The following is a 26,640-nucleotide window of genomic DNA, read 5'->3' on the forward strand; positions in this document are numbered from 1 at the left end:
GCTTCGGGTGGCTTGTCCCCGATTTCCCCGTGAACCCGTGGAGCGCTCATGTCCGGCCAGTCCACCCGCCGCACCGTGCTGAAAGGCGCCGCCCTCGCCGGGGCCGCCGGGCTGGGTGTCTCCGCCTGCTCCACGGACTCCAAGCTGGGCCACGCCCAGACCCCGACCCCGACCGCGCCGGTCGCCCTCGGCGCGCCCGACGAGGTCCCCGTCGGCGGCGCCAAGCTCTACCGCGAGCAGCGCCTCCTGGTGCACTGCCCCGCCAAGGGTCAGTACAAGGCGTTCAGCGCCCAGTGCACCCACGCCGGCTGCGTCCTCGACAAGATCGAGGACAACGAGGGCAACTGCCCCTGCCACGGCAGCCGCTTCGACGTGACCACCGGCAAGGCGCTCCAGGGCCCGGCGACCGTGCCGCTGCCCGAGGTCCCGGTCCGCGTCGAGAACGGCAAGCTGATCGCCGGCCCCGAGGCGTAGAGCCCGAGACGCAGGGCCGCCGCTAGGCCCAGTCCCAGTCGATCCCCAGGATCCCCGGGCGCACCCCCTGCTCCACCAGGTGCACCGCGCGGTGCCGGCCGCTCACCGTCAGCTCGGCCCGGCCGCCGCGCGGCGCACCCGCCGACGCCTGGGCGAACCGCCGGCACCGCACCGGCAGCGCCGCCTCGTCGAAGCGCACCTGCAGCACGTACTGCCCGCCCGCGAAGCTGAAGCCCCGCACGTACTCCCGGCTCGTACCGCCCGTCCCGTCCTCGAAGCCGTACGAGAAGAAGTACGTGTCGCCGGCCCGCAGCCGCGTGTCGAAGAGCAGCTCCGCGACCACCACCCCCGCCTCCACGTGCCGCCGCACCCGCCCGGTCCGGCAGTTCTCCGCCGCCCGCACCTCCACCCGGGACGGATCGCAGCCGGGGTCGCCCCAGTGGATCGCCAGATAGCGGTCGATGCCGTCCCGGTGCGCCCGCACCACCTGCTGCGAGTCCCGGCCGAGCAGCTCCCGCCCCGCCCCGATCCGCACCCGCTCGTGGTGGCCCACCGTGTGCAGCCCGCCGTCCGCCGGGCTCTCCAGCTCGGCCAGCAGCTCCTCCACCACCCCGGAGGCCTCCACCAGCGAGCGGTACGAGCGGGTCGCCGGGCGCTCCACGTCGGCGCGGGCGGCGACGTCCTCGGCGAGCAGCCGGATGAGCGAGTTCCCCGGCAGCTGGAGCACCTCCTCCAGGGCCCGGACCGCCTTCATCGACTCGGGCCGCTGCGGGCGGCGGGCGCCCTGCTGCCAGTAGCTCAGCGAGGTCACCCCGACCTTGATGCCCCGGTGCGCCAGATGGTGCTGGACCCGCTGGAGCGGCAGCCCGCGCACCGCGAGCGCCGTGCGCAGCGCCAGGTGGAACGGGCCGGTGTGCAGCAACTGCGCCAGATCGGCCTCGGTGTGACCCACGAGGACTCCTCAGTGAACGTTCACGTCAGGGCGGGACGAGTACGGCACCGCCCGGGACGGGCGGGCTGGTGGACCGGGGGCCGCTGTTCACAGCCGGGTCACACCGTTCACAGCTCGCCGTCATCCCGCATTGAAGCGTGTTGACCCGTTCCGGACAACGGCCGATGCTCCTGACCAGCGTCCGGACGCGCTCCTCTCCTCCAACTCCCCACATCCCCACCTCGGGAGGAACGCGATGCGCAAGAGAAAGCTCTCCTTCGCGGCACTCGCCGCGGCCGCCGCACTCTTCGTCCTGCCCGCCACGCCGGCGTCCGCCGCGCCGGACGGCTCAGGGACGCAGGGCGACACCGTGTCGGCGTACGCCTACAAGCGCCTCAACATCACCATGCAGGCCCAGCAGAAGACCAACTGGTGCTGGGCGGCGGCCGGCAACACCATCGCCACCTGGTTCGGCCGCTCCTACAGCCAGAACCAGTTCTGCAACGCCGCCTTCAACCGCCAGCAGGGCTACGAGTGCCCCAACTCGCAGGCCACCCTCGGCAACGTCCAGACCGGGCTGAGCTGGGCGGGCATCAACCCCGGCTCGTACGTGGACGGCTGGCTGCGCTACTCCACCGTGCAGACCGAGATCAACGCCAACCGGCCGGTCGAGACCCGGATCCAGTGGTCCAGCGGCGGCGGCCACATGCACGTGATCTACGGCTACGACGACGCCAACAGCTGGGTCTACTGGGGCGACCCCTGGCCGTCCAGCGACCGCTACAACTGGGCCTCGCACGACTGGTACGTGAACAACAACTCCTTCTCCTGGACCCACTCGCTCTACCGGATCGGGGCGTGACGACGATGACCGTACGCACACGTGCCCTGGGCGCGGGCCTGCTGACCGCCGCCGCCCTGGTCGTCCTCGGGGCCGCCCCGGCCGACGCGGCCCCGGCCCCGGTCCCGCCGACCGCCCCCACCCCCGAGCAGGCGGTGGCGGCGCCGCAGACGCTCGACACGCTCGCCCGCTTCTTCGCCCGGGACGCCAAGGGCAGCGCCGCCCTCGCGCGGTCCGCGGCCGCGCCCCGGATCGAGGGCGCGTCCGTGCCGGTGCGGATCCTCTCGCCGGACTTCGTCGCCGGGAAGCCGGGGGCGCCCGTCGCCCGCGTGGAGTTCCACGCGAGCAGGGCGGTCGCCGCCGACGGCCAGACCGCCTCGCTGTGGACCGTGCGCGGGGCCGGCGGCTGGCGGGTGGTGAACATCGCCACCGGCGACGACGAGGTGCGCTACGCGCGACAGGGCCTGCGGGCGCTGCCCGGCGGGACCGTCTTCCGCGAGCCGCAGATCGACGCGTGGTACGTCCAGAAGGGGGCGAAGGTGCTGCCGCTGGACGAGGACGCGGTGCGGGCGGTCGGGAAGAACGGGACCAGCCTCGTCGCGTACCGGGAGCGGGTGGTGAAGGCGTACGGGGACAAGCTGCCGGGGTCCGCGTACGCGAAGAAGGGGGCGGCGGGCGGGTTCGACACCTCCGCTCCCGCCCCGGCGGTGGCCGCGCCCGCGGTCTCCGACGGGCCCGCTGTCACCGCCGCGTCCACCGCGGCGGGGGCCGGGGCCGTCCTGGTCCTCGGGCTGACCGCGACCGCGGCGATACGGAGGCGGCGCGGGTCCCGGGAGGCCTGAGGTACGAGCGGCGGGGCGCCGTCGCGTCGTGCCTGCCCGCTCCCCGGGTTCCGTCCGGGGAGCGGGCGGGCGGCGTTACTGCGCCAGATACCCCCCGTCCACCGGCAGCACCGCCCCCGTCACGAAGGAGGACTCGTCCGAGGCCAGGAAGAGGATGGCCGAGGCGACCTCCTCCGGGCGGCCGAAGCGGGCCATCGGGTGGGCCCGGGCGACGGTGTCCAGGTAGGCGGGGCCGCCCGGTTCCCCGCGGACGGCGGCGACGCGTTCGGTCTCGATCGTGCCGGGGGCGACCGCGTTGACCCGGATGCCGTGGGCGGCCCACTCCACCGCCAGGTGCTTGGTGAGTCCGGTCGCCACGAACTTCGCCGGGCCGTAGACCGCCTGCCGGGCCTGGCCGGCGACGCCCGAGACCGACGAGGTGCAGACGATCGCGCCGCCCCCGGTGAGGCGCATCGCCTCGATCGCGTACTTGCAGGTCAGGAACATGCCCCGGCCGTCCACGGCCATCACCTCGTCGAAGTCCGAGCCGGTCGCCTCGGTCACGTCGAGCAGCGGGATCACCCCCGCGTTCGCGACCAGGACGTCGAGCCGGCCGAAGCGCTCGACCGCCGTGGCGATCATGCGCCGGGCGTCCTCGTCCCGCGAGACGTCGCCCACCACCGTCACCATGCCGTCGCCGAGCGTGCCGAGCCGCTCCGCGTCCACGTCCGTCGCCACCACGCGGGCGCCCTCGCGCGCGAAGCGCAGCGCCGTCGCCCGGCCGATCCCGCTCGCCGCACCGGTGACCACGCACACCCGGTCCGCGAGCCGTCCTGAAACCTCGTTCGCCATGTCCGGCCAACGAGCGCGCACGGTCGGAGTGTCGGTCCCCGCCAGTAGGGTGGGAACCATGGCCGACCCCTCCAGCTACCGCCCGAAGCCGGGACAGATCCCCGACTCGCCGGGGGTCTACAAATTCCGCGACGAGCACCGCCGGGTGATCTACGTCGGGAAGGCGAAGTCCCTCCGGCAGCGCCTGGCGAACTACTTCCAGCCGCTCGCGAGCCTGCACCCGCGGACGGCGACGATGGTGACCACGGCCGCCTCCGTGGAGTGGACCGTCGTGTCGACCGAGGTCGAGGCGCTGCAGCTGGAGTACTCCTGGATCAAGGAGTTCGACCCCCGCTTCAACGTGAAGTACCGGGACGACAAGAGCTATCCGTACCTCGCGGTCACGCTGAACGAGGAGTATCCGCGGGTCCAGGTCATGCGCGGCCACAAGAAGAAGGGCGTGCGCTACTTCGGGCCGTACGCGCACGCGTGGGCGATCCGCGAGACCGTCGACCTGATGCTGCGGGTGTTCCCGGTGCGGACCTGCTCCGCGGGCGTGTTCCGCAACGCCGCCTCGGCCGGCCGGCCCTGCCTGCTCGGCTACATCGGCAAGTGCTCGGCGCCCTGCGTCGGCCGGGTCACCCCCGAGGAGCACCGCGAACTGGCCGAGGACTTCTGCGACTTCATGACCGGCCGCACCGGCACGTACCTGCGCCGGCTGGAGAAGCAGATGATGGTCGCGGCCGAGGACATGGAGTACGAGAAGGCCGCCCGGCTGCGCGACGACATAGGGGCGCTGCGCAAGGCCATGGAGAAGAGCGCGGTCGTCCTCGCCGACGCCACCGACGCCGACCTGATCGCGCTCGCCGAGGACGAGCTGGAGGCCGCCGTCCAGATCTTCCACGTCCGCGGCGGCCGGGTCCGCGGCCAGCGCGGCTGGGTCACCGACAAGGTCGAGGCCGTCGACACCGCCGGGCTCGTCGAGCACGCCCTCCAGCAGCTGTACGGCGAGGAGACCGGCGACGCGGTCCCCAAGGAGGTGCTGGTGCCCGCCCTGCCGGAGGACGCCGAGGCGGTCACCGCCTGGCTCTCCGGCCGCCGCGGGTCCAACGTCTCGCTGCGGGTCCCGCAGCGCGGCGACAAGAAGGACCTGATGGAGACCGTCGCGCGCAACGCGCAGCAGGCCCTCGTGCTGCACAAGACCAAGCGGGCCAGCGACCTCACCACCCGCTCCCGGGCCCTGGAGGAGATCGCCGACGCCCTGGACCTCGACTCGGCTCCGCTGCGCATCGAGTGCTTCGACATCTCCCACCTCCAGGGCGAGGACGTCGTGGCCTCCATGGTCGTCTTCGAGGACGGGCTGCCGCGCAAGAGCGAGTACCGCCGCTTCCAGATCAAGGGCTTCGAGGGGCAGGACGACGTCCGGTCCATGCACGAGGTGATCAGCCGCCGGTTCAAGCGCTACCTCGCCGAGAAGGAGAGGACCGGCGAGTGGGTGGACGGCGAGGTCCCGGCGGAGGAGGCGGCCGACGCGCCCGAGGGCCGCGACGACGAGGGGCGCCCCAAGCGCTTCGCCTACCCGCCGCAGCTCGTCGTGGTCGACGGCGGACAGCCGCAGGTGGCGGCGGCCCGGCGGGCCCTGGACGAGCTCGGCATCGACGACATCGCCGTCTGCGGCCTCGCCAAGCGCCTGGAGGAGGTCTGGCTGCCCGGCGACGACGACCCGGTGGTGCTGCCCCGCTCCAGCGAGGGGCTGTACCTCCTCCAGCGGGTACGTGACACGGCTCACGATTTCGCCATCCGCTACCAGAGGTCCAAGCGGAACAAGCGCATCCGCAGCAGCCCCCTGGACGCCGTCCCCGGCCTCGGCGAGACCCGCAAACAGGCACTCATCAAGCATTTCGGCTCGGTCAAACGCCTCCGACAGGCGACAATCGAGCAGATCTGCGAGGTCCCCGGCATGGGCCGCAAGACGGCGGAGGCCGTGGCGGTGGCGCTCGCGACGGCGGCCCCGGCCGCGCCCGCCGTGAACACGGCAACAGGAGAGATCATGGAAGACGACGGGGGCACGACGGCATGACCACGCACGACCGGCAGCACGCGAACGAACCGCAGGCCGAGCAGCACCAGAGCGACCAGAACCACCAGAGCGACCCGCACGACCCGCACGACCCGCACAACGAGCACGAAGACGGAGCGCCAGACATGGACACGGGCACCACCGAGCCCGCGGGCGAGAACAACGCCGACGCGGCCACCCCCGAACTGGTGATCATCTCCGGCATGTCCGGAGCAGGCCGGTCCACCGCGGCGAAGTGCCTGGAGGACCTCGGCTGGTTCGTCGTCGACAACCTGCCGCCCGCGCTGATCCCCACCATGGTGGAGCTCGGCGCCCGCTCGCAGGGCAACGTGGCCCGGATCGCGGTCGTCGTCGACGTCCGCGGCCGGCAGTTCTTCGACAACCTCCGCGACTCCCTCGCCGACCTCGACTCCAAGCAGGTCACCCGCCGGATCGTCTTCCTGGAGTCCTCCGACGACGCCCTGGTCCGCCGCTTCGAGTCGGTCCGCCGCCCGCACCCCCTGCAGGGCGACGGCCGCATCGTCGACGGCATCGCCGCCGAGCGCGACCTGCTGCGCGAGCTGCGCGGCGACGCCGACCTGGTGATCGACACCTCCAGCCTCAACGTCCACGAGCTGCGCGCCAAGATGGACGCCCAGTTCGCCGGCGAGGAGGAGCCCGAGCTGCGGGCCACCGTGATGTCCTTCGGCTTCAAGTACGGCCTGCCCGTCGACGCCGACCTCGTCGTCGACATGCGCTTCCTGCCCAACCCGCACTGGGTCCCCGAGCTGCGCCCCTTCACCGGTCTGAACGAAGAGGTCGCCAACTACGTCTACAACCAGCCCGGCGCCAAGGAGTTCCTCGACCGCTACACCGAGCTGCTCCAGCTGATCGCCGCCGGATACCGCCGCGAGGGCAAGCGGTACGTGACGATCGCCGTCGGCTGCACGGGCGGCAAGCACCGCTCCGTGGCCACCGCCGAGAAGCTGGCCGCCCGGATCGCCGCGGAGGGCGTCGAGACCGTCGTCGTGCACCGGGACATGGGGCGCGAGTGAAGCCGTACAAGCGGCGCGCGTCCACCCTCTCGGTGCGGCGCACGCTCCGCAGGCGCGGTGCCCAGCCCAAGGTCGTCGCCCTCGGCGGCGGCATGGGGCTCTCGGCCTCCCTCGCCGCCCTGCGCCGCATCACCGGCGACCTGACCGCCGTGGTCACCGTCGCCGACGACGGGGGCTCCAGCGGCCGGCTCCGCGAGGAGCTGGGCGTGCTGCCCCCCGGCGACCTGCGCAAGGCGCTCGCGGCGCTCTGCGGCGACGACGACTGGGGCCAGACCTGGGCCCGGGTGATCCAGCACCGCTTCCAGTCCAAGGGCGAGATGCACGGCCACGCGGTCGGCAACCTGCTGATCGTCGCGCTCTGGGAGCAGCTGGGCGGCGACCCCGTCCAGGCCCTCGACCTGGTCGGCAAGCTGCTCGGCGCGCACGGCCGGGTGCTGCCCATGTCCGCCGTGCCGCTGGAGCTCCAGGCCCTGGTCAAGGGCCACGACCCGGAGCGCCCGCTCGACGTGGACACCGTCCGCGGCCAGGCCACCGTGGCCCTCACCCCCGGCGAGGTGCAGTCCGTCCACCTGGTGCCGCACGACCCGCCGGCCGTGCCCGAGGCCGTCGAGGCGGTCCTGGACGCGGACTGGGTGGTGCTCGGCCCGGGGTCCTGGTTCTCCTCGGTGATCCCGCACCTGCTGGTGCCCGAGCTGCTCGACGCCCTGGTGGAGACCAAGGCCCGCCGGGTGCTCTCGCTGAACCTCGCGCCGCAGCCCGGAGAAACAGAGGGCTTCTCCCCGCAGCGTCATTTGGAGGTTTTGGCACGACACGCCCCTAAACTCGCCCTGGACGTGGTGCTGGCCGACGAGGCCGCCGTGCCCGATCGCGAGTCCCTCGCCGACGCCGCCAAGCGGCTCGGCGCCGCGGTCGAGCTGGCGCCGGTGGCCAGGCCCGACGGTGCTCCGAAGCACGACCCGGAGCTGTTGGCCGCCGCGTACGACCGTATTTTTCGGATGCATGGAAGGATCGGCCCATGGCGATGACGGCAGCGGTGAAGGACGAGATCTCCCGGCTCCCCGTCACCCGGACCTGCTGCAGGAAGGCCGAGGTCTCGTCGATCCTGCGGTTCGCGGGCGGGCTGCACCTGGTGAGCGGCCGGATCGTGATCGAGGCGGAGCTGGACACCGCGATGGCGGCCCGCCGCCTCAAGCGGGACATCCTGGAGATCTTCGGGCACAGCTCGGAACTGATCGTGATGGCGCCCGGCGGACTGCGCCGGGGCTCGCGCTTCGTGGTGCGCGTGGTGGCGGGCGGCGACCAGCTGGCCCGCCAGACCGGCCTGGTGGACGGCCGCGGCCGCCCCATCCGGGGACTGCCCCCGCAGGTCGTGTCGGGTGCCACCTGTGACGCGGAGGCGGCCTGGCGCGGCGCCTTCCTGGCGCACGGCTCGCTGACCGAGCCGGGCCGCTCCTCCTCCCTGGAGGTGACCTGCCCGGGCCCGGAGGCCGCCCTCGCCCTGGTCGGCGCGGCCCGCCGGCTCTCCATCGCGGCGAAGGCCCGCGAGGTGCGCGGCGTGGACCGGGTGGTGGTCCGCGACGGCGACGCCATCGGTGCCCTGCTGACCCGGCTCGGCGCGCACGAGTCGGTGCTGGCCTGGGAGGAGCGGCGGATGCGCCGCGAGGTCCGCGCCACTGCCAACCGGCTGGCCAACTTCGACGACGCCAACCTGCGCCGCTCGGCCCGCGCGGCGGTCGCCGCGGGCGCCCGGGTGCAGCGGGCCCTGGAGATCCTCGCCGACGAGGTGCCCGAGCACCTCGCCGCGGCCGGCCGGCTGCGCATGGAGCACAAGCAGGCCTCCCTGGAGGAGCTGGGCGCGCTCGCCGACCCGCCGCTGACCAAGGACGCGGTGGCCGGCCGGATCCGCCGGCTGCTCGCGATGGCGGACAAGCGGGCGCAGGACCTGGGCATCCCCGGGACCGAGTCCAACCTGACGGAGGAGCTGGACGACAGCCTCGTCGGCTGACCCCTCACCAGAACGGCCGATTCCGTTCAACTCCGCGCTGCCGGTGCCCTTCTGAGGCGCCGGCAGCTTCCGTTTCGGCACGCCGTACGCACCCTTGACGAGGCCCGTGAGTCACCACGAGCCTGGCGTCTGTTCACTTTCGTGGCAGACAAGAGCAAGGGGGGCTTATGAGGCGCAGGGTGAGGGCGGCGGTCGCCGCCGCTTCACTGGTGATCGCGGGACTGGCGGCGGCACCCGTCGCCGGGGCGCAGCCGAACGCCGACGGCGCCGGCCAGGGCGACGGACTCTCCGTGTGGCGGGCCGAGGTCTCCCAGGAGCAGCTGCCGCTCCTCCTGGACGCCGGCACCGACGCCCGCGAACTGAGCGAGCAGGTGCCCGCCGAGGGCTCCGCCACCGTCGAGCTCTACCTCACCGACGCGCAAGCCGGGAAACTGCGCGGCGAGGGCGTCCGGATCACCGAGCACACCCTCTCCGCCCAGGCGGAGAAGCGGGTCGCGGGCGCCGGGGACGGAGTCTTCCGCCCGTACGGCGGCCCCGGCGGGCTCAAGCAGGAGATCATGGACACCGCCCGGTCCCACCCGGGGATCACCAAGGTCGTCTCGATCGGCAAGACCGTCAAGGGCCAGGACATCCTCGCCCTCAAGATCAGCAAGGGCGCCGCCAAGAGCAGGGACGGCTCGCGGCCCGCCACGCTGTACATGTCCAACCAGCACGCCCGCGAGTGGATCACCCCCGAGATGACCCGGCGGCTGATGCACCACTACCTCGACGGCTACGGCAAGGACAGCCGCCTCACCCGGATCGTCGACACCACCGAGCTGTGGTTCGTGCTCTCCGCCAACCCCGACGGCTACGACTACACCCACGCCGACCCGGCCAACCGCCAGTGGCGCAAGAACCTGCGCGACAACAACGGCGACGGGCGCATCGAGTCCGGCGACGGCGTCGACCTCAACCGCAACTTCGGCTACAAGTGGGGCTACGACGACGAGGGCTCGTCGCCCGACGCGGCCGACGAGACCTATCGCGGCCCGCGCGCCGCCTCCGAGCCGGAGACCCGCGCCCTGGACGCCTTCGAGAAGCGCATCGGCTTCCAGTACGGCATCAACTACCACTCCGCCGCCCAGCTGCTGCTGTACGGCGTGGGCTGGCAGGTCGCCACCGACACCCCCGACGACGTGGCCCTCAGGGCGCTCGCCGGCACCCCGCAGAAGTCCGCGGTCCCCGGCTACCGCCCGCAGGTCTCCTCGGAGCTCTACATCACCAACGGCGAGGCCGACGGACACGCCGCCAACGTCAACGGGATGCAGATGTTCACCCCGGAGATGTCGACCTGCGCCACCGCCTCCCGCGTCGACCCGAACGACGCCTGGAACCCGGCGGACTGCGCCTCCGTCTTCACCTTCCCCGACGACGAGAAGCTGATCCAGGCCGAGTTCGCCAAGAACATCCCCTTCGCGCTCGCCGTCGCCGAGACCGCCGCCCACCCGGACCGGCCCGTCTCCCCGGTGGGCATCGAGGCCCCCGACTTCACCCCGGACGCCTTCGCCACCTCCTACGCCGCCCGCGGCCAGGAGCAGGAGGTCGCCGTCACCGCCCGCAAGTCGCTGCGCGCCAAGACCCTCAACTACCGGATCAACGGCGGCCGCACCCACCGCGAGGGCCTGGAGCCCTGGAAGGGCGGCGAGACCTTCGGCGGCGAGGACAACCTCTACTTCGACCAGTTCCGCGCCGAGGTCGAGGGCACCCGGCCCGGCGACAAGGTCGAGGTCTGGTACACGGCCCGCACCCGCGAGGGCAGGGCCACCGCGTCCGCCCCGTTCACGTACACCGTGGCCGAGCGGCCCCGCGGCGACGTCCTCGTCCTCGCCGAGGAGGGCGGCACCGCCGCCGCGAAGAACGCCGACGCCTATGTGAAGGCCGTCGCCGCCAACGGCCGGCGGGCCGCCGTCTGGGACGTCGCCACCCAGGGCGCCCCGCACCCCCTCGGCGTGCTGAGCCACTTCCGCACCGTCGTCTGGTACTCCGGCGCCGAGCAGCCCTCCGGCGGCTCGCTGCTCGCGGTCCGCGCCTACCTCAACGAGGGCGGCAAGCTGATCAACGCGGGCGAGAAGTCCGGCGGCCTGGTCACCATCGGCCGGGCCGAGTCCAACGACTTCGCCCAGTACTACCTCGGCGCCTACCGCAGGGCCGGTCTGAACGGCCCGGTCTCCTTCGCCGGAGCCGGCCGCCTCGGCGGCGCCGGCGCGCCGCTCGGCGCTGCGGAGGGCAACCCGCTCGACAACGCGGGCGCCTACACCGTCACCTCCGACACCCTGAAGCCCGCGCTCTTCCCGCAGTTCGCCGACAGCGCCTCGGCGGGCGACTACCCGGGCATCCGGACCCCCTTCGAGCCCTACGAGGGGAGCCGGTTCGCTGCCCTGCGGCACTCGGACAACACCTGGGCGCGGCTCGCCAGGACCGTGGACCTCACCGGCGTCGTCGCCGCCCAGCAGCCGAACCTGACCTTCCAGGTCAGCTACGACACCGAGCCGGGGTACGACAACGTGATCGTCGAGGCCCACACCGTCGGCCAGGACGATTGGACCACCCTGCCCGACGCCAACGGCGGCACCTCCGCCGAGCCGCCCGCCGACTGCGGCGAGGGCTACTACGTGCGCGGCCACCCCTTCCTCGCCCACTACCTCACGGTCGGCGAGGACGGCTGCGCCGCCACCGGCACCACCGGCGCCTGGAACGCCTTCACCGGCCCCTCCAACGGCTGGCGGCAGGCGAAGATCGACCTGAGCGCGTACGCGGGCAAGCAGGTCGAGCTGGCCGTCTCCTACGTCTCCGACCCGGGCACCGGCGAGATGGGCGCCTTCGTCGACGACCTCCGGCTCTCCGCCGGCGCCGTCGCCGAGACCGAGGGCTTCGAGACCGGGACCGGAAACTGGTCCGTACCGGGTGCTCCGGCCGGCAGCCCCGGGAACGGATCCGACTGGACCCGTTCCGAGGCGCTCTTCCACTCCCAGGCGTCGGTCACCACCCGTGACACCGTCCTCTTCGGCTTCGGTCTGGAGCACGTCCCGAATGCGGCGGATCGGGCGGCTCTGCTCGGAAAGGCCCTTAATTCGCTCCGACGCTGATCCGGCCGCTCAGGCGAGCATGGATTTCGGTCACTCTCCGTAGTGGGGGCGAAGGTCCCGCGATGGCCCTTACCTCTTGGTAGGTAAGGGCTGTCGGCCTTTTTCCAGCACTTTCAGGGCGCGTACGGCTGCACTGGATGTCACTCTCGGCCGCTGGGAGAGGTAGGGTCGTAAGCGGTCGGGGACATCCCAAAAGAGAAGCTCGCCGGGCGTCGAAACCCGGCGTACCTAACGAGGAGATCGGTTCGTGACGATCCGCGTAGGCATCAACGGCTTTGGCCGTATCGGTCGCAACTACTTCCGCGCGCTCCTTGAGCAGGGTGCCGACATCGAGATCGTGGCTGTCAACGACCTGGGTGACACCGCGACCACGGCCCACCTGCTGAAGTACGACACCATCCTGGGCCGCCTCAAGGCCGAGGTGACCCACACCGCCGACACCATCACGGTCGACGGCCACACCATCAAGGTGCTCTCCGAGCGCAACCCGGCCGACATCCCCTGGGGTGAGCTGGGCGTCGACATCGTCATCGAGTCGACCGGCATCTTCACCAAGAAGGCCGACGCCGAGAAGCACATCGCCGGCGGCGCCAAGAAGGTCCTCATCTCGGCTCCGGCCAGCGACGAGGACATCACCATCGTGATGGGCGTCAACCAGGACAAGTACGAGCCGGCGAACCACCACGTCATCTCGAACGCGTCCTGCACCACCAACTGTGTGGCGCCGATGGCCAAGGTCCTCGACGAGAACTTCGGCATCGTCAAGGGCCTGATGACCACGGTCCACGCGTACACCAACGACCAGCGCATCCTGGACTTCCCGCACAAGGACCTGCGCCGCGCCCGCGCCGCCGCGGAGAACATCATCCCGACCACGACGGGTGCCGCCAAGGCCACCGCCCTGGTCCTCCCGCAGCTCAAGGGCAAGCTCGACGGCATCGCGATGCGCGTCCCGGTCCCGACCGGCTCCGCCACCGACCTCGTCGTCACGCTCGACCGCGAGGTCACCAAGGACGAGGTCAACGCGGCCTTCAAGAAGGCGTCCGAGGACGGCTCCCTGAAGGGCATCCTGTTCTACACCGAGGACCCGATCGTCTCCTCCGACATCGTCAGCGACCCGGCGTCCTGCACCTTCGACGCCTCCCTGACCATGGTCCAGGAAGGCAGCACGGTCAAGATCCTCGGTTGGTACGACAACGAGTGGGGCTACTCCAACCGTCTCGTCGACCTCACCGTCTTCGTCGGCGGCCAGCTCTAAACTTCAGGGCGGGTTTTCGATGTGAGCAGGGCTCGGGCAGCGCGAAGACGCGCTGCGCGAGCCCTGTCTCGTGTGCTCCACCGCGTGTACCAAGGGAGTCAGTGAACAGATGAAGACGATCGACGAGCTTCTCGCCGAAGGCGTCTCCGGCAAGCGGGTGTTCGTCCGCGCCGACCTCAACGTGCCGCTCGACGGCACCACCATCACCGACGACGGCCGCATCCGCGCCGTCGTCCCCACCGTCAAGGCGCTCGCCGACGCCGGCGCCCGCGTGGTCGTCGCCTCGCACCTGGGCCGCCCCAAGGGCGCCCCGGACCCGGCGTTCTCGCTCGCCCCGGCCGCCGCGCGGCTCGGCGAGCTGCTCGGCGCCGACGTGGCCTTCGCGACCGACACCGTGGGCGACTCGGCCAAGGCGACCGTCGCGGGCCTGGCCGACGGCCGGGTGGCCGTCATCGAGAACCTGCGCTTCAACGCCGGCGAGACCTCCAAGGACGACGCCGAGCGCGGCGCCTTCGCGGACGAGCTCGCCGCCCTCGCCGACCTCTACGTCGGCGACGGCTTCGGCGCGGTGCACCGCAAGCACGCCTCGGTCTTCGACCTCCCGGCCCGTCTGCCGCACGCCGCCGGCTACCTCATCGCCAACGAGGTCGGCGTCCTGAAGAAGCTGACGAGCGACGTCCAGCGCCCGTACGTGGTCGTCCTCGGCGGCGCCAAGGTCTCCGACAAGCTCGGTGTGATCGACCACCTGCTGGAGAAGGCCGACCGCATCCTGATCGGCGGCGGCATGGCGTACACCTTCCTCAAGGCCCAGGGCCACGAGGTCGGCATCTCGCTGCTCCAGGAGGACCAGATCCCGGCTGTCCTGGACTACCTCAAGCGCGCCGACGAGCGCGGCGTGGAGTTCGTGCTCCCCGTCGACGTGCTGGTCTCGGCCGAGTTCCCGGACCTGAAGACCAAGGCCCCGGCCAACCCGACCACGGTCGCCGCGACCGCCATCCCGGCCACCGAGGAGGGCCTGGACATCGGTCCGGAGACCCGCAAGCTCTACGCCTCGAAGCTCGCCGACGCGGCCACCGTCTTCTGGAACGGCCCGATGGGCGTCTTCGAGCACCCCGACTACGCCGAGGGCACCAAGGCCGTCGCGCAGGCGCTTGTCGACTCCCCGGCCTTCACCGTGGTCGGCGGTGGGGACTCGGCCGCCGCCGTCCGCATCCTGGGCTTCGACGAGAATGCCTTCGGCCACATCTCGACCGGCGGCGGCGCCTCCCTCGAATACCTCGAGGGCAAGACGCTCCCCGGCCTCGCCGCACTGGAGGACTGACCGCTTTATGAGCAACACCCGCACCCCGCTGATGGCGGGCAACTGGAAGATGAACCTCAACCACCTCGAGGCCATCGCCCACGTCCAGAAGCTCGCCTTCGCGCTCACCGACAAGGACTACGACGCCGTCGAGGTCGCGGTCCTCGCGCCCTTCACCGACCTGCGCTCCGTGCAGACCCTGGTCGACGGCGACAAGCTGAAGATCAAGTACGGCGCCCAGGACATCTCGGCGCACGAGTCCGGTGCCTACACCGGCGAGATCTCCGGCCTGATGCTGTCGAAGCTGAAGTGCTCCTTCGTGGCCGTCGGCCACTCGGAGCGCCGCCAGTACCACGGCGAGTCCGACGAGCTGTGCAACGCCAAGGTGAAGGCCGCCTTCCAGCACGGGATCACCCCGATCCTCTGCGTCGGCGAGGAGCTGGAGGTCCGTGAGGCCGGCGAGGCCGTCCCGCACACCCTGGCCCAGGTCGAGGGCGGCCTGAAGGGCCTCCCGGCCGAGCAGGCCGAGACCATCGTGATCGCCTACGAGCCCGTGTGGGCCATCGGCACCGGCAAGGTCTGCGGCGCGGACGACGCGCAGGAGGTCTGCGCGGCGATCCGCGGCAAGCTGGCCGAGCTGTACTCGCAGGACGTGGCCGACAAGATCCGCATCCAGTACGGCGGGTCCGTCAAGGGCTCGAACGTCGCCGAGATCATGGCGCAGGCCGACATCGACGGCGCGCTGGTGGGCGGTGCCTCGCTGGACGCCGACGAGTTCGTCAAGATCGTGCGCTTCCGCGACCAGTGAGTATGCGGTAGCGGAGATACGTCGTACCCTTGCGGGGGTCGGGCAGGCGCCCGGCCCCCGTCCGTATAAGTCCGAGGAAGTTGGTCCAGCCGTGGTTATGGGGTTCTCGATCGCCCTGATCGTCTTCAGCGCGCTGCTGATGCTGCTCGTGCTGATGCACAAGGGGAAGGGCGGCGGCCTCTCCGACATGTTCGGTGGCGGCATGCAGTCGTCCGTCGGCGGCTCCTCGGTCGCCGAGCGCAACCTGGACCGCATCACCGTCGTGGTCGGTCTGCTGTGGTTCGCGTGCATTGTCGTACTTGGCCTGCTGATGAAGCTGGACGGGTAACTCCAATCACTGGACGCGCGTTGGGCCTTACGTAGACTGGGGCATCTTCGAGCACCATCACGCAGGGAGTTACGACCGTGGCAAGTGGCAACGCGATCCGGGGAAGCCGGGTCGGAGCGGGGCCGATGGGCGAGGCCGAGCGGGGCGAGTCCGCACCCCGTCTCCGCATCTCCTTCTGGTGCTCGAACGGGCACGAGACCCAGCCGAGCTTCGCCAGTGACGCACAGGTCCCGGAGACCTGGGACTGCCCGCGCTGCGGCTTCCCGGCAGGTCAGGACCGGGACAACCCGCCGGACCCGCCGCGCACCGAGCCCTACAAGACGCACCTCGCGTACGTACGGGAGCGGCGCAGCGACGCGGACGGCGAGGCGATCCTCGCCGAGGCGCTTGCCAAGCTCCGTGGCGAGATCTGAGCACGGTGTGATGATGTGACCGAACGGGCCCCGCCCGCGAACCGAGTTCGCGGGCGGGGCCCGTTCGTCGTCAGCCGCGGTGGACGTCCGCGATGTGCGCGGTGAGCGCCAGGGCGGCGGTCGCACGCGAGTAGGTCAGCTGGGCCACGCGCGCGTACAGGCAGTCCAGGATCAGCAGCACCGAGTGGCGGGTGCCGAATCCGCCGTGCCGGAAGCCGGTCCCGGCGGCCGTCGAGGTGAGGTGGACGCCCGCCGCGCGGGCCACCGGCGAGCGCGGGTCCCCGGTGACGGCGACCGTTGCGGCCCCCCGCTCGGCGGCCAGCCGCAGCGGCCCGAGCACCTCGCGGGTGGCGCCCGAGTGGGACAGGGCGACGACCGCGTCCGCGGGGGTCAGCAGGGCCGCCGAGGTCTCCGCCGCGTGCACCTCGGTCCAGGCGCGCGCCTCGCAGCCGATGCCGAAGAGCCGGGCCTGGGTCTCCAGGGCGAGCACCCCGGAGGCGCCGACCCCGTAGACGTCGATCCGGCGGGCCTGGGCGAGGACCCGGGCGGCCCGCTCCAGGGCGCCGAGGTCGAGCTGCTCGGCGGTGGCGCGTAGCGCCTGGAGGTCGGCGCGGGCGACGGCGGCCACGACCCGCTCCAGCGGCTCCTCGGGTCCGATCTCGGGCCCGAGCGGCGTGCGTTCGGCCGCCTCGCTCTCCTGCCCCTGCTCCCGGGCGAGTTCGAGCAGCAGCCGCTGGTACGAGTCGAGCCCGAGGGCGTGGCAGAACCGGGTCACGGTGGCCTGCGAGGTCCCCGTACGGCGGCCCAGCTCGGCGGCGGACAGCCCGGAGACCCGGGCCGGATCGGCGAGGACCCAGTCGCCGACCTTGCGCAAGGAGCCGGACATCCGGGGGAGTTCGGAGCGGATCAGCGCGGTGATCATGAGGTGCCGGCCTTCGTGGGTCTTGTGTTCCGATGAATCTATCAATCACCATGCGGGCTGATGAACGAATCCGGGATTCAGTGGGTGGTCGGTGTCGACGCGGGCGGTACGCGGACCAGGGCACGGCTCGCCGAGGCGGCGACCGGCCGGGTGCTCGGCGAGGGCACCGGGGGCGCCGGGAACGCGCTGAGCGTCGCCCCCGACGCGCTCGTCCGCCATCTGGGCGAGGCCCTGTGCGGGGCCCTGCCGCCGGGCGGGGGAGCCGTCGCGGCCGTGGTGGGCGGCTTCGCGGGCGGCGGGCCCGGCGGGGGCCGGGAGCGGGCGCACGCGGCCCTCGCGGAGGCGCTGGCCCGCGCGGGCGTGCGGGCGGCGCGGGTCGAGGTGCGGGGCGACGCGGACGTCGCCTTCGCCGGCGGCGAGGGGACCCCGGCCGACGGGCTCGTCCTCATCGCCGGCACGGGCGCGGCCGCCGCCCGGGTCGCCGGCCGCCGGGCCATCCGCGCCGCCGACGGCGACGGCTGGCTGCTCGGCGACGCCGGCAGCGGCTTCTGGCTGGGCCGGGAGGCGCTGCGGGCGGTGCTGCGCTCGCTGGACGGACGGGGGCCTTCGACCGCGCTCACCGGACCGGTGGGCGCGCTCTGCGGGGGCCTGGCCAAGGAGGACGTCGTCCGGTACGCGTACGGGGCGGAGCCGGTGCGGCTGGCCGCGCTGAGTCCGGTGGTGGTGGAGGCGGCGGGGGCGGGGGACGAGGTGGCGTCGGCCCTGCTGGACCGGGCGGCGGACGAACTGTGCGCCACGGTGGCGGCGTTGGGCCCGCGCCCCGGCGAGCCGCTGGTGGTGACCGGGGGTCTCCTGGGCCCTGGGGGCCCGCTGCTGGAGCGCCTGAGGGCGCGGGTGTCGGCGCTGGGGCTCACTCCGGACCCGGTCCGGGACGGGCTCGCGGGGGCGGTGGCGTTGGCGCGGCTGCGGGTCTGACGGGGCGGGCGCGGAATCCCGGGCCTGGCAGGGGTCGCCGTCCGTCGGGCCCGCCCTCCCCAGGCTTCGTCCGGGGAACCCCGGGCCCTGCGGAACGAGTGTCCGCGACGGGGTGGGCACCGCTCTGCGGAACGATGGTCGGCAAGGGGAAGGGCGCCGTCCCGCGGCACGGATGTCCGCGACGCGGGGCGGGAGGCGAGGTCTCGTGACGGCGGGAGGGGGCCGGAGCCGGAGCGGGGGTGGGGGTGTCCGGACGTGGCGGCGCCCGTAACGGAACGAAGCGAAGTGAAGGTCGCAGTCCGGACACCCCCACCCCCGCGGAGGTTCCGGCCCCCGTCGCCCCACGGGTGGAAGCGGCACCCTTGACGCGCTCCCACCGGACTGGTTCATTGAGCCGAAAGATCTCGCACTGCCCGGTTGTCTGAACCAGAGGAGCGAACCGCATGCCCCAACCCACCCCCACCGCAACCCAGTTCGCCGACCTGGCCCGATCGGCCCTCGACCGGGCCGCCGCCGCCAACAAGGACGCCGTTCCCGCCGCCGCCCGGCTCTTCGCCGACTGCGTGGCGGCCGACGGGGTGATCCACGCCTTCGGGACCGGTCACTCGCAGGCCGCCGCGCTCGAAGTGGCCGGCCGGGCCGGAGGGCTCGTGCCGACGAGCCGGATCGCGCTCGCCGACCTCGTGCTGCGGGGCGGCGAGGACCCAGAGGTCCTCCGGGACCCGCTGCTCGAACGCTCCCCGGGACTCGCCGACCGGCTCTACGCCCTCGCCACGCCCCGCCCCCAGGACCTCTTCGTCATCATCTCCAACTCGGGCGTCAACAACTCGATCGTGGACATGGCGCTCAAGGTCACCACCGCCGGGCACCGCCTCGTCGCGCTCACGTCGCTGGAGCACACCCACGCCGTCCCCGCGCTGCACCCCGCCGGCCACCGGCTCGCCGACCTCGCCGACGCCGTGCTCGACAACTGCGCCCCCGCCGGCGACGCCGTCCTCCCGCTCCCCGACGGCACCGCGCTGTGCGGCATCTCCACACTCACCTCCTCCCTGCTCGTCCAGATGGTCGTCGCCGAAGCCGTCGCGCTGCTGCTCGCGGAGGGGCACGAGCCGCCGGTCTACGTCTCCGCCAACCTCCCCGGCGGCCACGAGCGCAACGCCCTCCTCGAAGCCCGCTACGCGGGACGGCTGCACCGCGGCGGCCACTGAACGCGTTTCGCACACCGGATCAATTAGGTTGGAGGGGCAGCGGGGCACACACGCGACAAGACGCGGCATGACGAAGAAATGGGCGATGTCCGAGATGAGTAACGAAGGCCGTACCAGGCTCAACCAGCTGCCCGAGTGGGCGGCCCTCGGCAAGCACCGCGAGCAGCTCGGCGACACGCACCTGCGCGAGCTGTTCGCCGCCGACCCGGCGCGCGGCACCGGCTTCACGCTGCGCGTCGGCGACCTGTATCTGGACTACTCCAAGAACCTCGTCACCGACGAGACCCTGGCGCTGCTGCGCGAGCTCGCCGCCGCCACCGGCGTCGCCGAGCTGCGCGACGCCATGTTCCGCGGCGACAAGATCAACAACACCGAGCACCGGGCGGTCCTGCACACCGCGCTGCGCGCCCCGCGCGGCGCCGTGGTCGAGGTGGACGGCGTGGACGTCGTCCCCGAGGTGCACGCCGTCCTCGACAAGATGGCCGCCTTCGCCGACCGCGTTCGCGCCGGCGAGTGGACCGGTCACACCGGCAAGCCGATCAAGAACGTCGTCAACATCGGCATCGGCGGCTCGGATCTCGGCCCCGCCATGGCCTACGAGGTGCTGCGCTCCTACACCCGGCGCGACCTGACGTTCCGTTTCGTCTCCAACGTCGACGGCGCCGACCTGCACGAGGCCGTCCGCGACCTCGACCCGGCGGAGACCCTCTTCATCGTCGCCTCGAAGACCTTCACCACCATCGAGACGATCACCAACGCCACCTCCGCCCGCGACTGGCTGCTCGCCGGTCTCGGAGCCGGCCAGGAGGCCGTCGCCCGCCACTTCGTGGCCCTGTCGACCAACGCCGAGAAGGTCGAGGAGTTCGGCATCGACACGGCGAACATGTTCGAGTTCTGGGACTGGGTCGGCGGCCGCTACTCGTACGACTCCGCCATCGGCCTGTCCCTGATGATCGCCATCGGGCCGGACGCCTTCCGCGAGATGCTCGACGGCTTCCACCTGGTCGACGAGCACTTCCGCACGGCCGCCCCGGAGGAGAACGCCCCGCTGCTGCTCGGCCTCCTCGGCATCTGGTACGGCGCCTTCCACGACGCCCAGTCGCACGCCGTGCTGCCGTACTCGCACTACCTGTCGAAGTTCACCGCGTACCTCCAGCAGCTCGACATGGAGTCCAACGGCAAGTCCGTGACCCGTGACGGGCAGCCGGTCGACTGGCAGACGGGCCCCGTCGTCTGGGGCACCCCGGGCACCAACGGCCAGCACGCCTACTACCAGTTGATCCACCAGGGCACGAAGGTCATCCCGGCCGACTTCATCGGCTTCGCCCGGCCCGTCGCGGACCTGCCGGCCGGCCTGGTCGCCCAGCACGACCTGCTGATGGCGAACTTCTTCGCCCAGACGCAGGCGCTCGCCTTCGGCAAGACGCCCGAGGAGGTACGGGCGGAGGGCGTTCCCGAGGAGCTCGTCCCGCACAAGACCTTCCAGGGCAACCACCCGACCACCACGATCCTGGCGGACGCGCTCACCCCGTCCGTGCTGGGCCAGCTCGTCGCGCTGTACGAGCACAAGGTCTTCGTCCAGGGGGCCGTCTGGAACATCGACTCCTTCGACCAGTGGGGCGTCGAGCTCGGCAAGGTCCTCGCGAAGAGGATCGAGCCGGTGCTCACCGAGGGCGAGGGCGGCGAGCGGCTCGACAGCTCCACCGCCGGGCTCGTCGCCGCCTACCGCTCGCTGCGCGGCCGGGACTGACGGATGACCACGGGGGAGGGGGCGGTGCGGCTGCGCCCGCCCAGGAACGCCGTGGACCGCCGGGCCGTGCCCTGGTGGCGGGTCCAGCTGCTCGTCACCACGGCCGTGCCGGTGGCCGTCCTGGCCGTGCTGGGGTGGCTCATCACCCCGGCACGGTTCTGGCTGCTGCTCCCGGCCGCGATCGTGGCGGTCCTCGGGCTCGCCTGCGCCGCCCTCCTCCCCTCCTGGTGGTTCCGGGTGCACCGCTGGGAGGTGACGGAGGACGCCGTGTACGTACGGACCGGTGCCCTCTGGCAGGAGTGGCGGATCGCGCCCATGTCCCGGATCCAGACCGTCGACACCGTACGGGGCCCGCTGGAGCAGAGCTTCCGGCTGGCCACGGTCACCGTCACCACCGCCTCCTCCAAGGGGGCGCTGCGGATCGAGGGCCTCGACCACGAGCTCGCCGCCGAGCTCGCCGAACGGCTCACCGCGATCACCCGGGCCACCCCCGGGGACGCCACATGAGCGAGGACACGGGTACCCGCCCGGTCACGGACCCCGACCCCGCCCCGGCGCGGGCCGCCGACCCGGCACGGGAGTGGCGGCGCCTCCACCCGCGCTCCCTCCTGGCCGGCGCCGCCGTCCTGTGCGGGATCGCCGGCGGCGGCGCCCTGCCCGCCTTCCTCAGCCTCTCCTCCGGCTCCCGGCCCGCCTGGCAGGCCGCCGCCTGGGTCCTCGCCGGGGCTGTGCTGCTCATCGGCGGAGGCACGGCCGCCGACTGGGTCCGGCTGCGCCGCACCCGCTACCGGATCGGCCCCGAACTGGTCGAGCTGCACACCGGTCTCGTCGTGGTGAAACGGCGTTCCCTGGCCCGCGAGCGGATCCGCAGCGTCGACCTCACCGCCAACCCGCTGCAACGCGTCCTCGGCCTGGTCAAGGTCGGGATCGGCACCGGCGAACACACCGACGGCGACTCCACCCTGGAACTCGACCTGGTCGCCCGCGCCGAGGGCGAGCGGCTCCGCCACACCCTGCTGGCCCGGCTCGAGGGTCCCGAGGACCCCGTCCACGACGGGGTCCTCGCCGCCGTGGACCCGCGCTGGATCCGCTACGCCCCGGTCTCCTTCGTCACCCCGCTGCTCGCCGTCGCGGCGGGCGGTGCCGTGATGCAGGTCAGCGACTGGTTCGGCGCGCAGGACGAGGTCATCCACTGGATAGGGGACCGCTTCGAGGACGTCTCGCTGCTCTGGATGCTCGTCGACCTCGTCCTGATCGCGCTGGTCGCCGGCCTGTTCGGCGCCCTCGGCCTCTGGGTCGAGATGTGGTTCCGCTACCGCCTGGAGCGGGAGCCGGGCGGCACCCTGCGGGTCCGCCGGGGCCTGTTCACGGCCCGCTCGATCTCCCTGGAGGAGCGCAGGCTGCGCGGGGTGGAGCTGGTCGAACCGCTCGGCGTACGGCTCTTCCGCGCGGCCCGCGTCGACGCCGTCGCCACCGGGCTCGCCCAGAACGACGACGACAAGCACGCCGACCTCAAGAACCTGGTGCCGCCGGTGCCCCGCGCCGTCGCGGACCGGGTCGCCGCGCAGGTGCTGCGCGAGCCCGAGCCGCCGACCGGCGCCCCGCTCGCCGGGCACCCCCGGGCCGCCCGCCGCAGGCGGCTCGGCTGGGCGCTGTGGACCGGGCTCGGCCCCGCGGCCGTCCTCGCCCTGCTCGGCGCCTGGCTCACCCCGGTCCTGGGGTACGCGGCGGCCGCCTTCGCCGCCCTGGTGACCCCGCTCGCGCTGGTCCTCGCCCTCGACGCCTACCGGAACCTCGGGCACGGCGTCAGCGGCGCCTACCTGGTCACCCGTTCGGGCACCGTGCGCCGCTCCACCGTCGCCCTCCAGCGGGCCGGGGTCATCGGCTGGACGGTCAAGCAGTCCTGGTTCCAGCGCCGGGCCGGCGTGCTCACGCTGAGCGCCACGACGGCCGCCGGAGAGGGCGCGTACGCCGTCTACGACGCGGGCGAGAGCCAGGGCCTGACCTTCGCCGCCGAGGCCGTACCGGACCTGCTGGGCCCCTTCCTGGAGCCCGTACGCGACGAGCCCGTACAGGGTGGGTCCGTACGTGAGGAGTCCGTGCGCAGCCGGCCCGTACGAAGCCCGGAAACGCCGGAGGCCCGGTCCACCGAAGGGTGAACCGGGCCTCCGTGGCGCGTCCTCAGGCCGTGGCCGGGGGGTACAGCGCGCGGGGCAGCTCCGAGGCCGCCGCCGCGTCCAGCAGCCACAGCGTCCGCGAGCGGCCGTAGGCGCCCGCCGCCGGGGCCTGCACCTCGCCCGCGCCGGACAGGGCGATGGCCGCGGCCTTCGCCTTGTCCTCGCCGGCCGCGAGCAGCCAGACCTCCTTGGCGGCGCGGATCGCCGGCAGGGTCAGCGAGACCCGGGTCGGCGGCGGCTTGGGCGCGCCGTGCACCCCGACCACCGTCCGCTCGGTCTCGCGGACCGCCGGGAGCTCCGGGAAGAGCGAGGCCACGTGGGTGTCCGGGCCGACGCCCAGCATCAGCACGTCGAAGGTGGGCACCCCGCCGTGGTCGCCGGGACCGGCCGCCGCCGCGAGCTCCGCCGCGTACGCCGCGGCCGCGGCCTCCACGTCGTCGCCGTACGGGCCGTCCGAGGCCGGCATCGCGTGCACCCGGGCCGGGTCCAGCGGGACGCTGTCGAGCAGCGCCTCGCGGGCCTGGGTGACGTTGCGCTTCGGGTCGCCCTCGGGCAGGAAGCGCTCGTCGCCCCACCACAGGTCGAGCCGCGCCCAGTCGACCGCGTCCCGCGCGGGCGCCGCACGCAGCGCCGCGAGCAGGCCGTTGCCGTTGCGCCCGCCGGTGAGCACCACCGAGGCGGTGCCGCGGGCGGCCTGCGCGTCCACGATCTTCGTGATCAGCCGGGCCGCCGCGGCCTGGGCCATCAGCTCCTTGTCGCGGTGGACGACGAGCTGAGGGGCGCTCACTTGGCCGCCGCCTTCTTGGCCGGGGCCTTCTTCGCGGCCTTGGCCGCCGGGGCCGGAGCCTCGGCTTCGGGGGCCTCCTCGGCGGGGACGGTGACGGGCGCGGTGGTCGCCGCCTCCTCGTCGAGCCGCTCCAGGCCGAACCGCAGCGCCGAGGCGTAGGTGTCGTCCGGGTCGAGGCGGCGCAGCTCCTCCGCGATCAGCTCGGCCGTCTCGCGGCGCTTGAGCGCCACGCCGCGGTCCGGCTGTCCGTGGATGGAGAGCGTGGCGAGCGCGGCGTCCGGCCGGTCGAGCACGATGGGACCGAGGCTGGTCTCCATCCGTACCGAGGTGAGGCCGGGACCGGCCGACGTCGAGCGCCGCACCGGGATCTTCAGCCGGTCCGCCAGCCACATGGCGAGCAGCTCGACGCTCGGGTTGAACTCCTCGCCCTCCACCTCGGCCGAGGTGACCTCGCACGCGACCTGGTCGAGCGCGGCGGCCAGCATCGAGCGCCACGGGGTGATCCGGGTCCACGAGAGGTCCGTGTCGCCCGGGGTGTACGCGTCCGCGCGCGCGGTCAGCTCCTGGATGGGCTGCTCGGCGGCGTACGTGTCGGTCACACGGCGCTGGGCGAGGGCGCCCAGCGGGTCGTTCGCCGGGTCGGTCGGCGAGTTCACCGGCCACCAGACGACGACGGGCGCGTCCGGCAGCAGCAGCGGCAGCACCACCGACTGGGCGTGGTCGACGACCTCGCCGTACAGCCGGAGCACCACCGTCTCGCCGGTGCTGGCGTCGGCGCCGAGGCGGACCTCGGCGTCGAGCCGCGCCTTGGCGCGGTCCCGCGGGGAGCGCGAGACCCGCTTGATGACGACGAGGGTCCGCGAGGGGTGCTCGCGGGACGCCTCGTTGGCCGCCTTGAGCGCGTCGTAGGCGTTCTCCTCGTCGGTGACGATGACGAGGGTGAGCACCATGCCGACGGCCGGGGTGCCGATGGCCCGCCGCCCGAGCACCAGCGCCTTGTTGATCTTGGAGGACGTGGTGTCCGTCAGGTCGGTCTTCATGGCCGGCGCCAGCTCCTGCCGTCTCGTGCGAGCATCTCGTCCGCCTCGACCGGACCCCAGGTCCCGGACTGGTACTGCGCGGGCTTGCCGTGCTTGTCCCAGAACTGCTCGATCGGGTCGAGGATCTTCCAGGACAGCTCGACCTCCTCGACGCGGGGGAAGAGGTTGGAGTCGCCGAGCAGGACGTCGAGGATGAGCCGCTCGTAGGCCTCGGGGCTGGACTCGGTGAAGGACTCGCCGTAGGCGAAGTCCATCGACACGTCCCGGACCTCCATCTGCGTGCCCGGCACCTTGGAGCCGAACCGCATGGTGACGCCCTCGTCCGGCTGCACGCGGATGACGAGCGCGTTCTGGCCGAGCTCCTCCGTCGCCGTCTGGTCGAAGGGGGAGTGCGGGGCGCGCTGGAAGACCACCGCGATCTCGGTGACCCGGCGGCCCAGGCGCTTGCCGGTGCGCAGGTAGAAGGGGACGCCCGCCCAGCGGCGGTTGTCGATCTCCACCTTGATGGCCGCGTAGGTGTCGGTCTTCGACTGGGGGTCGATGCCGTCTTCCTGGAGGTAGCCGACGGCCTTCTCGCCGCCCTGCCACCCGGCCGCGTACTGGCCGCGCACGGTGGACTTGCCCAGGTCCTTCGGCAGCTTCACCGCGCCGAGCACCTTGGTCTTCTCCGCGGCGAGCGCGTCGGCGTCGAAGGAGGCGGGCTCCTCCATCGCGGTCAGCGCCAGCAGCTGGAGCAGGTGGTTCTGGATGACGTCACGGGCGGCGCCGATGCCGTCGTAGTAGCCGGCCCGGCCGCCGATGCCGATGTCCTCGGCCATGGTGATCTGCACGTGGTCGACGTACGACCGGTTCCAGATCGGCTCGAAGAGGGTGTTGGCGAAGCGGAGCGCCAGGATGTTCTGGACGGTCTCCTTGCCGAGGTAGTGGTCGATGCGGAAGACCGCGTCGGGCGGGAAGACCTCGTGGACGACCTCGTTGAGCTCCTTGGCGGAGGCCAGGTCGTGACCGAAGGGCTTCTCGATGACCGCCCGGCGCCAGGAGCCGTTCTTCTGGTCGGCCAGGCCGTGCTTCTTCAGCTGCCGGACGACCAGGGGGAAGAACTTCGGCGGCACGGACAGGTAGAAGGCGAAGTTGCCGCCGGTGCCCTGCGCCTTGTCCAGTTCCTCGATGGTGGTCTTCAGCTGGTCGAAGGCGTCGTCGTCGTCGAAGTCGCCCTGGACGAAGCGCATCCCCTGGATCAGCTGCTGCCACACCTCCTCGCGGAACGGCGTGCGGGCGTGCTGCTTGACGGCGTCGTGGACCTCCTGCGCGAAGTCCTCGTCCTGCCACTCGCGACGGGCGAAGCCGATCAGCGAGAAGCCCGGCGGCAGCAGACCACGGTTGGCGAGGTCGTAGACCGCGGGCATGAGCTTCTTGCGGGACAGATCGCCCGTGACACCGAAGATCACCAGACCCGACGGCCCCGCGATGCGCGGGAGCCGTCGGTCTGCGGCGTCACGGAGCGGGTTCGCTCCGGTGACTGCGCTCAA

General features: G+C 72.6%; 24 protein-coding genes. 18 read left to right on the forward strand and 6 right to left on the reverse strand.

All coding sequences use genetic code 11. The annotated features are described in order from the left end of the window. Positions 1-48 precede the first annotated feature (48 nt). The gene (locus ABD981_RS30185; protein ID WP_046911899.1) at positions 49-474 is read left to right on the forward strand and encodes a Rieske (2Fe-2S) protein; all 426 of its coding nucleotides are present in this window, start codon (positions 49-51) and stop codon (positions 472-474) included. A 22-nt stretch (positions 475-496) separates the two neighbouring features. On the opposite strand, the gene ABD981_RS30190 is transcribed toward ABD981_RS30185, so the two are convergent. Further along, on the reverse strand, positions 497-1,426 hold the full coding sequence (locus ABD981_RS30190; protein ID WP_046911898.1) for a hypothetical protein: 930 nt from the start codon (positions 1,424-1,426) through the stop codon (positions 497-499). A 235-nt stretch (positions 1,427-1,661) separates the two neighbouring features. Between ABD981_RS30190 and ABD981_RS30195 the strand changes: the two genes are divergently transcribed. Together ABD981_RS30195 and ABD981_RS30200 are read left to right on the forward strand one after the other, a co-directional pair. Next, positions 1,662-2,267, forward strand: coding sequence for a papain-like cysteine protease family protein (locus ABD981_RS30195; RefSeq protein WP_046911897.1), 606 nt, complete (start codon positions 1,662-1,664; stop codon positions 2,265-2,267). A 5-nt stretch (positions 2,268-2,272) separates the two neighbouring features. After that, positions 2,273-3,088, forward strand: a complete 816-nt coding sequence (locus ABD981_RS30200; protein ID WP_046911908.1) for a hypothetical protein — start codon at positions 2,273-2,275, stop codon at positions 3,086-3,088. A gap of 75 nt (positions 3,089-3,163) precedes the next feature. Here the strand turns inward: ABD981_RS30200 and ABD981_RS30205 are convergent, their stop codons facing one another. After that, positions 3,164-3,940, reverse strand: a complete 777-nt coding sequence (locus ABD981_RS30205) for an SDR family NAD(P)-dependent oxidoreductase (protein WP_240495478.1) — start codon at positions 3,938-3,940, stop codon at positions 3,164-3,166. Between the two features lie 37 nt (positions 3,941-3,977). On the opposite strand from ABD981_RS30205, the gene uvrC reads away from it, so the two are divergent. The 10 genes from uvrC (at position 3,978) to ABD981_RS30255 (ending at position 16,252) form a co-directional block, all read left to right on the forward strand. Then, positions 3,978-5,978, forward strand: coding sequence for an excinuclease ABC subunit UvrC (gene uvrC, locus ABD981_RS30210; protein WP_046911895.1), 2,001 nt, complete (start codon positions 3,978-3,980; stop codon positions 5,976-5,978). Then, positions 5,975-7,012, forward strand: coding sequence for an RNase adapter RapZ (rapZ, locus tag ABD981_RS30215; protein ID WP_123955193.1), 1,038 nt, complete (start codon positions 5,975-5,977; stop codon positions 7,010-7,012). The genes uvrC and rapZ overlap by 4 nt, the downstream gene beginning before the upstream one ends. Further along, a complete protein-coding gene (locus ABD981_RS30220) occupies positions 7,009-8,037 on the forward strand; it encodes a gluconeogenesis factor YvcK family protein (protein WP_046911894.1) in 1,029 nt (342 codons plus the stop codon). Before rapZ ends, ABD981_RS30220 begins: the two co-directional genes overlap by 4 nt. Next, entirely contained in the window at positions 8,028-9,017 is a 990-nt protein-coding gene (whiA, locus tag ABD981_RS30225; RefSeq protein ID WP_046911893.1) for a DNA-binding protein WhiA, read from the forward strand. The genes ABD981_RS30220 and whiA overlap by 10 nt, the downstream gene beginning before the upstream one ends. A 167-nt stretch (positions 9,018-9,184) precedes the next feature. Next, positions 9,185-12,145 (forward strand): M14 family metallopeptidase, encoded by a 2,961-nt coding sequence (locus ABD981_RS30230; RefSeq protein ID WP_046911892.1) that lies wholly within the window; start codon positions 9,185-9,187, stop codon positions 12,143-12,145. A 247-nt stretch (positions 12,146-12,392) separates the two neighbouring features. After that, positions 12,393-13,403 carry a type I glyceraldehyde-3-phosphate dehydrogenase gene (gene gap / locus ABD981_RS30235; RefSeq protein WP_046911891.1) on the forward strand — a complete coding sequence of 337 codons (1,011 nt, stop codon included), beginning with the start codon at positions 12,393-12,395 and terminating at the stop codon, positions 13,401-13,403. Positions 13,404-13,512: 109 nt separating this feature from the next. After that, a complete protein-coding gene (locus ABD981_RS30240; RefSeq protein ID WP_046911890.1) occupies positions 13,513-14,724 on the forward strand; it encodes a phosphoglycerate kinase in 1,212 nt (403 codons plus the stop codon). Positions 14,725-14,755: 31 nt separating this feature from the next. Further along, positions 14,756-15,511 carry a triose-phosphate isomerase gene (gene tpiA / locus ABD981_RS30245; protein ID WP_046911906.1) on the forward strand — a complete coding sequence of 252 codons (756 nt, stop codon included), beginning with the start codon at positions 14,756-14,758 and terminating at the stop codon, positions 15,509-15,511. 97 nt (positions 15,512-15,608) lie between these two features. Then, positions 15,609-15,839: a preprotein translocase subunit SecG gene (gene secG / locus ABD981_RS30250; RefSeq protein WP_030205174.1), complete on the forward strand. Its 231-nt coding sequence runs from the start codon at positions 15,609-15,611 to the stop codon at positions 15,837-15,839. A gap of 77 nt (positions 15,840-15,916) precedes the next feature. Continuing rightward, on the forward strand, positions 15,917-16,252 hold the full coding sequence (locus ABD981_RS30255; protein WP_003976875.1) for an RNA polymerase-binding protein RbpA: 336 nt from the start codon (positions 15,917-15,919) through the stop codon (positions 16,250-16,252). Positions 16,253-16,322: 70 nt separating this feature from the next. Here ABD981_RS30255 and ABD981_RS30260 read toward each other — a convergent pair whose 3' ends face one another. Continuing rightward, positions 16,323-17,174, reverse strand: a complete 852-nt coding sequence (locus ABD981_RS30260) for a MurR/RpiR family transcriptional regulator (RefSeq protein WP_046911889.1) — start codon at positions 17,172-17,174, stop codon at positions 16,323-16,325. A 60-nt stretch (positions 17,175-17,234) separates the two neighbouring features. Here ABD981_RS30260 and ABD981_RS30265 point away from each other — a divergent pair, with 60 nt between their 5' ends. The 5 genes from ABD981_RS30265 to ABD981_RS30285 all read left to right on the forward strand — a co-directional run bounded on the left by ABD981_RS30265 (position 17,235) and on the right by ABD981_RS30285 (position 23,266). Next, the gene (locus ABD981_RS30265; protein WP_345530416.1) at positions 17,235-18,149 is read left to right on the forward strand and encodes an N-acetylglucosamine kinase; all 915 of its coding nucleotides are present in this window, start codon (positions 17,235-17,237) and stop codon (positions 18,147-18,149) included. 443 nt (positions 18,150-18,592) lie between these two features. After that, the gene (locus ABD981_RS30270) at positions 18,593-19,357 is read left to right on the forward strand and encodes a sugar isomerase domain-containing protein (RefSeq protein WP_046907868.1); all 765 of its coding nucleotides are present in this window, start codon (positions 18,593-18,595) and stop codon (positions 19,355-19,357) included. 85 nt (positions 19,358-19,442) lie between these two features. Then, complete coding sequence (pgi, locus tag ABD981_RS30275; protein WP_382748345.1) at positions 19,443-21,107, forward strand: glucose-6-phosphate isomerase; 1,665 nt, start codon at positions 19,443-19,445, stop codon at positions 21,105-21,107. Between the two features lie 3 nt (positions 21,108-21,110). After that, on the forward strand, positions 21,111-21,614 hold the full coding sequence (locus tag ABD981_RS30280; RefSeq protein ID WP_046907869.1) for a PH domain-containing protein: 504 nt from the start codon (positions 21,111-21,113) through the stop codon (positions 21,612-21,614). Further along, positions 21,611-23,266, forward strand: a complete 1,656-nt coding sequence (locus ABD981_RS30285; protein WP_123954484.1) for a PH domain-containing protein — start codon at positions 21,611-21,613, stop codon at positions 23,264-23,266. The genes ABD981_RS30280 and ABD981_RS30285 overlap by 4 nt, the downstream gene beginning before the upstream one ends. Before the next feature lie 22 nt (positions 23,267-23,288). Here the strand turns inward: ABD981_RS30285 and pgl are convergent, their stop codons facing one another. The 3 genes from pgl to zwf are packed head-to-tail and all read right to left on the reverse strand — an operon-like array spanning position 23,289 to position 26,640. Continuing rightward, positions 23,289-24,071, reverse strand: a complete 783-nt coding sequence (gene pgl, locus ABD981_RS30290; RefSeq protein WP_046907870.1) for a 6-phosphogluconolactonase — start codon at positions 24,069-24,071, stop codon at positions 23,289-23,291. Further along, positions 24,068-25,111 carry a glucose-6-phosphate dehydrogenase assembly protein OpcA gene (gene opcA, locus ABD981_RS30295; RefSeq protein ID WP_046907871.1) on the reverse strand — a complete coding sequence of 348 codons (1,044 nt, stop codon included), beginning with the start codon at positions 25,109-25,111 and terminating at the stop codon, positions 24,068-24,070. Before opcA ends, pgl begins: the two co-directional genes overlap by 4 nt. Further along, the gene (zwf, locus tag ABD981_RS30300) at positions 25,108-26,640 is read right to left on the reverse strand and encodes a glucose-6-phosphate dehydrogenase (RefSeq protein ID WP_046907872.1); all 1,533 of its coding nucleotides are present in this window, start codon (positions 26,638-26,640) and stop codon (positions 25,108-25,110) included. The genes opcA and zwf overlap by 4 nt, the downstream gene beginning before the upstream one ends.

Source organism: Streptomyces showdoensis, assembly GCF_039535475.1.
Classification (GTDB): Bacteria; Actinomycetota; Actinomycetes; order Streptomycetales; family Streptomycetaceae; genus Streptomyces; species Streptomyces showdoensis.

Coding starts and splice junctions, on each gene's coding strand:
- ABD981_RS30185 (WP_046911899.1), top strand. CDS start 49: ATGTCCGGCCAGTCCACCCGCCGCACCGTGCTGAAAGGCGCCGCCCTC.
- ABD981_RS30195 (WP_046911897.1), top strand. CDS start 1,662: ATGCGCAAGAGAAAGCTCTCCTTCGCGGCACTCGCCGCGGCCGCCGCA.
- ABD981_RS30200 (WP_046911908.1), top strand. CDS start 2,273: ATGACCGTACGCACACGTGCCCTGGGCGCGGGCCTGCTGACCGCCGCC.
- uvrC (WP_046911895.1), top strand. CDS start 3,978: ATGGCCGACCCCTCCAGCTACCGCCCGAAGCCGGGACAGATCCCCGAC.
- rapZ (WP_123955193.1), top strand. CDS start 5,975: ATGACCACGCACGACCGGCAGCACGCGAACGAACCGCAGGCCGAGCAG.
- whiA (WP_046911893.1), top strand. CDS start 8,028: ATGGCGATGACGGCAGCGGTGAAGGACGAGATCTCCCGGCTCCCCGTC.
- ABD981_RS30230 (WP_046911892.1), top strand. CDS start 9,185: ATGAGGCGCAGGGTGAGGGCGGCGGTCGCCGCCGCTTCACTGGTGATC.
- ABD981_RS30240 (WP_046911890.1), top strand. CDS start 13,513: ATGAAGACGATCGACGAGCTTCTCGCCGAAGGCGTCTCCGGCAAGCGG.
- tpiA (WP_046911906.1), top strand. CDS start 14,756: ATGGCGGGCAACTGGAAGATGAACCTCAACCACCTCGAGGCCATCGCC.
- secG (WP_030205174.1), top strand. CDS start 15,609: ATGGGGTTCTCGATCGCCCTGATCGTCTTCAGCGCGCTGCTGATGCTG.
- ABD981_RS30260 (WP_046911889.1), bottom strand. CDS start 17,174: ATGATCACCGCGCTGATCCGCTCCGAACTCCCCCGGATGTCCGGCTCC.
- ABD981_RS30265 (WP_345530416.1), top strand. CDS start 17,235: ATGAACGAATCCGGGATTCAGTGGGTGGTCGGTGTCGACGCGGGCGGT.
- ABD981_RS30270 (WP_046907868.1), top strand. CDS start 18,593: ATGCCCCAACCCACCCCCACCGCAACCCAGTTCGCCGACCTGGCCCGA.
- pgi (WP_382748345.1), top strand. CDS start 19,443: ATGTCCGAGATGAGTAACGAAGGCCGTACCAGGCTCAACCAGCTGCCC.
- ABD981_RS30280 (WP_046907869.1), top strand. CDS start 21,111: ATGACCACGGGGGAGGGGGCGGTGCGGCTGCGCCCGCCCAGGAACGCC.
- ABD981_RS30285 (WP_123954484.1), top strand. CDS start 21,611: ATGAGCGAGGACACGGGTACCCGCCCGGTCACGGACCCCGACCCCGCC.
- opcA (WP_046907871.1), bottom strand. CDS start 25,111: ATGAAGACCGACCTGACGGACACCACGTCCTCCAAGATCAACAAGGCG.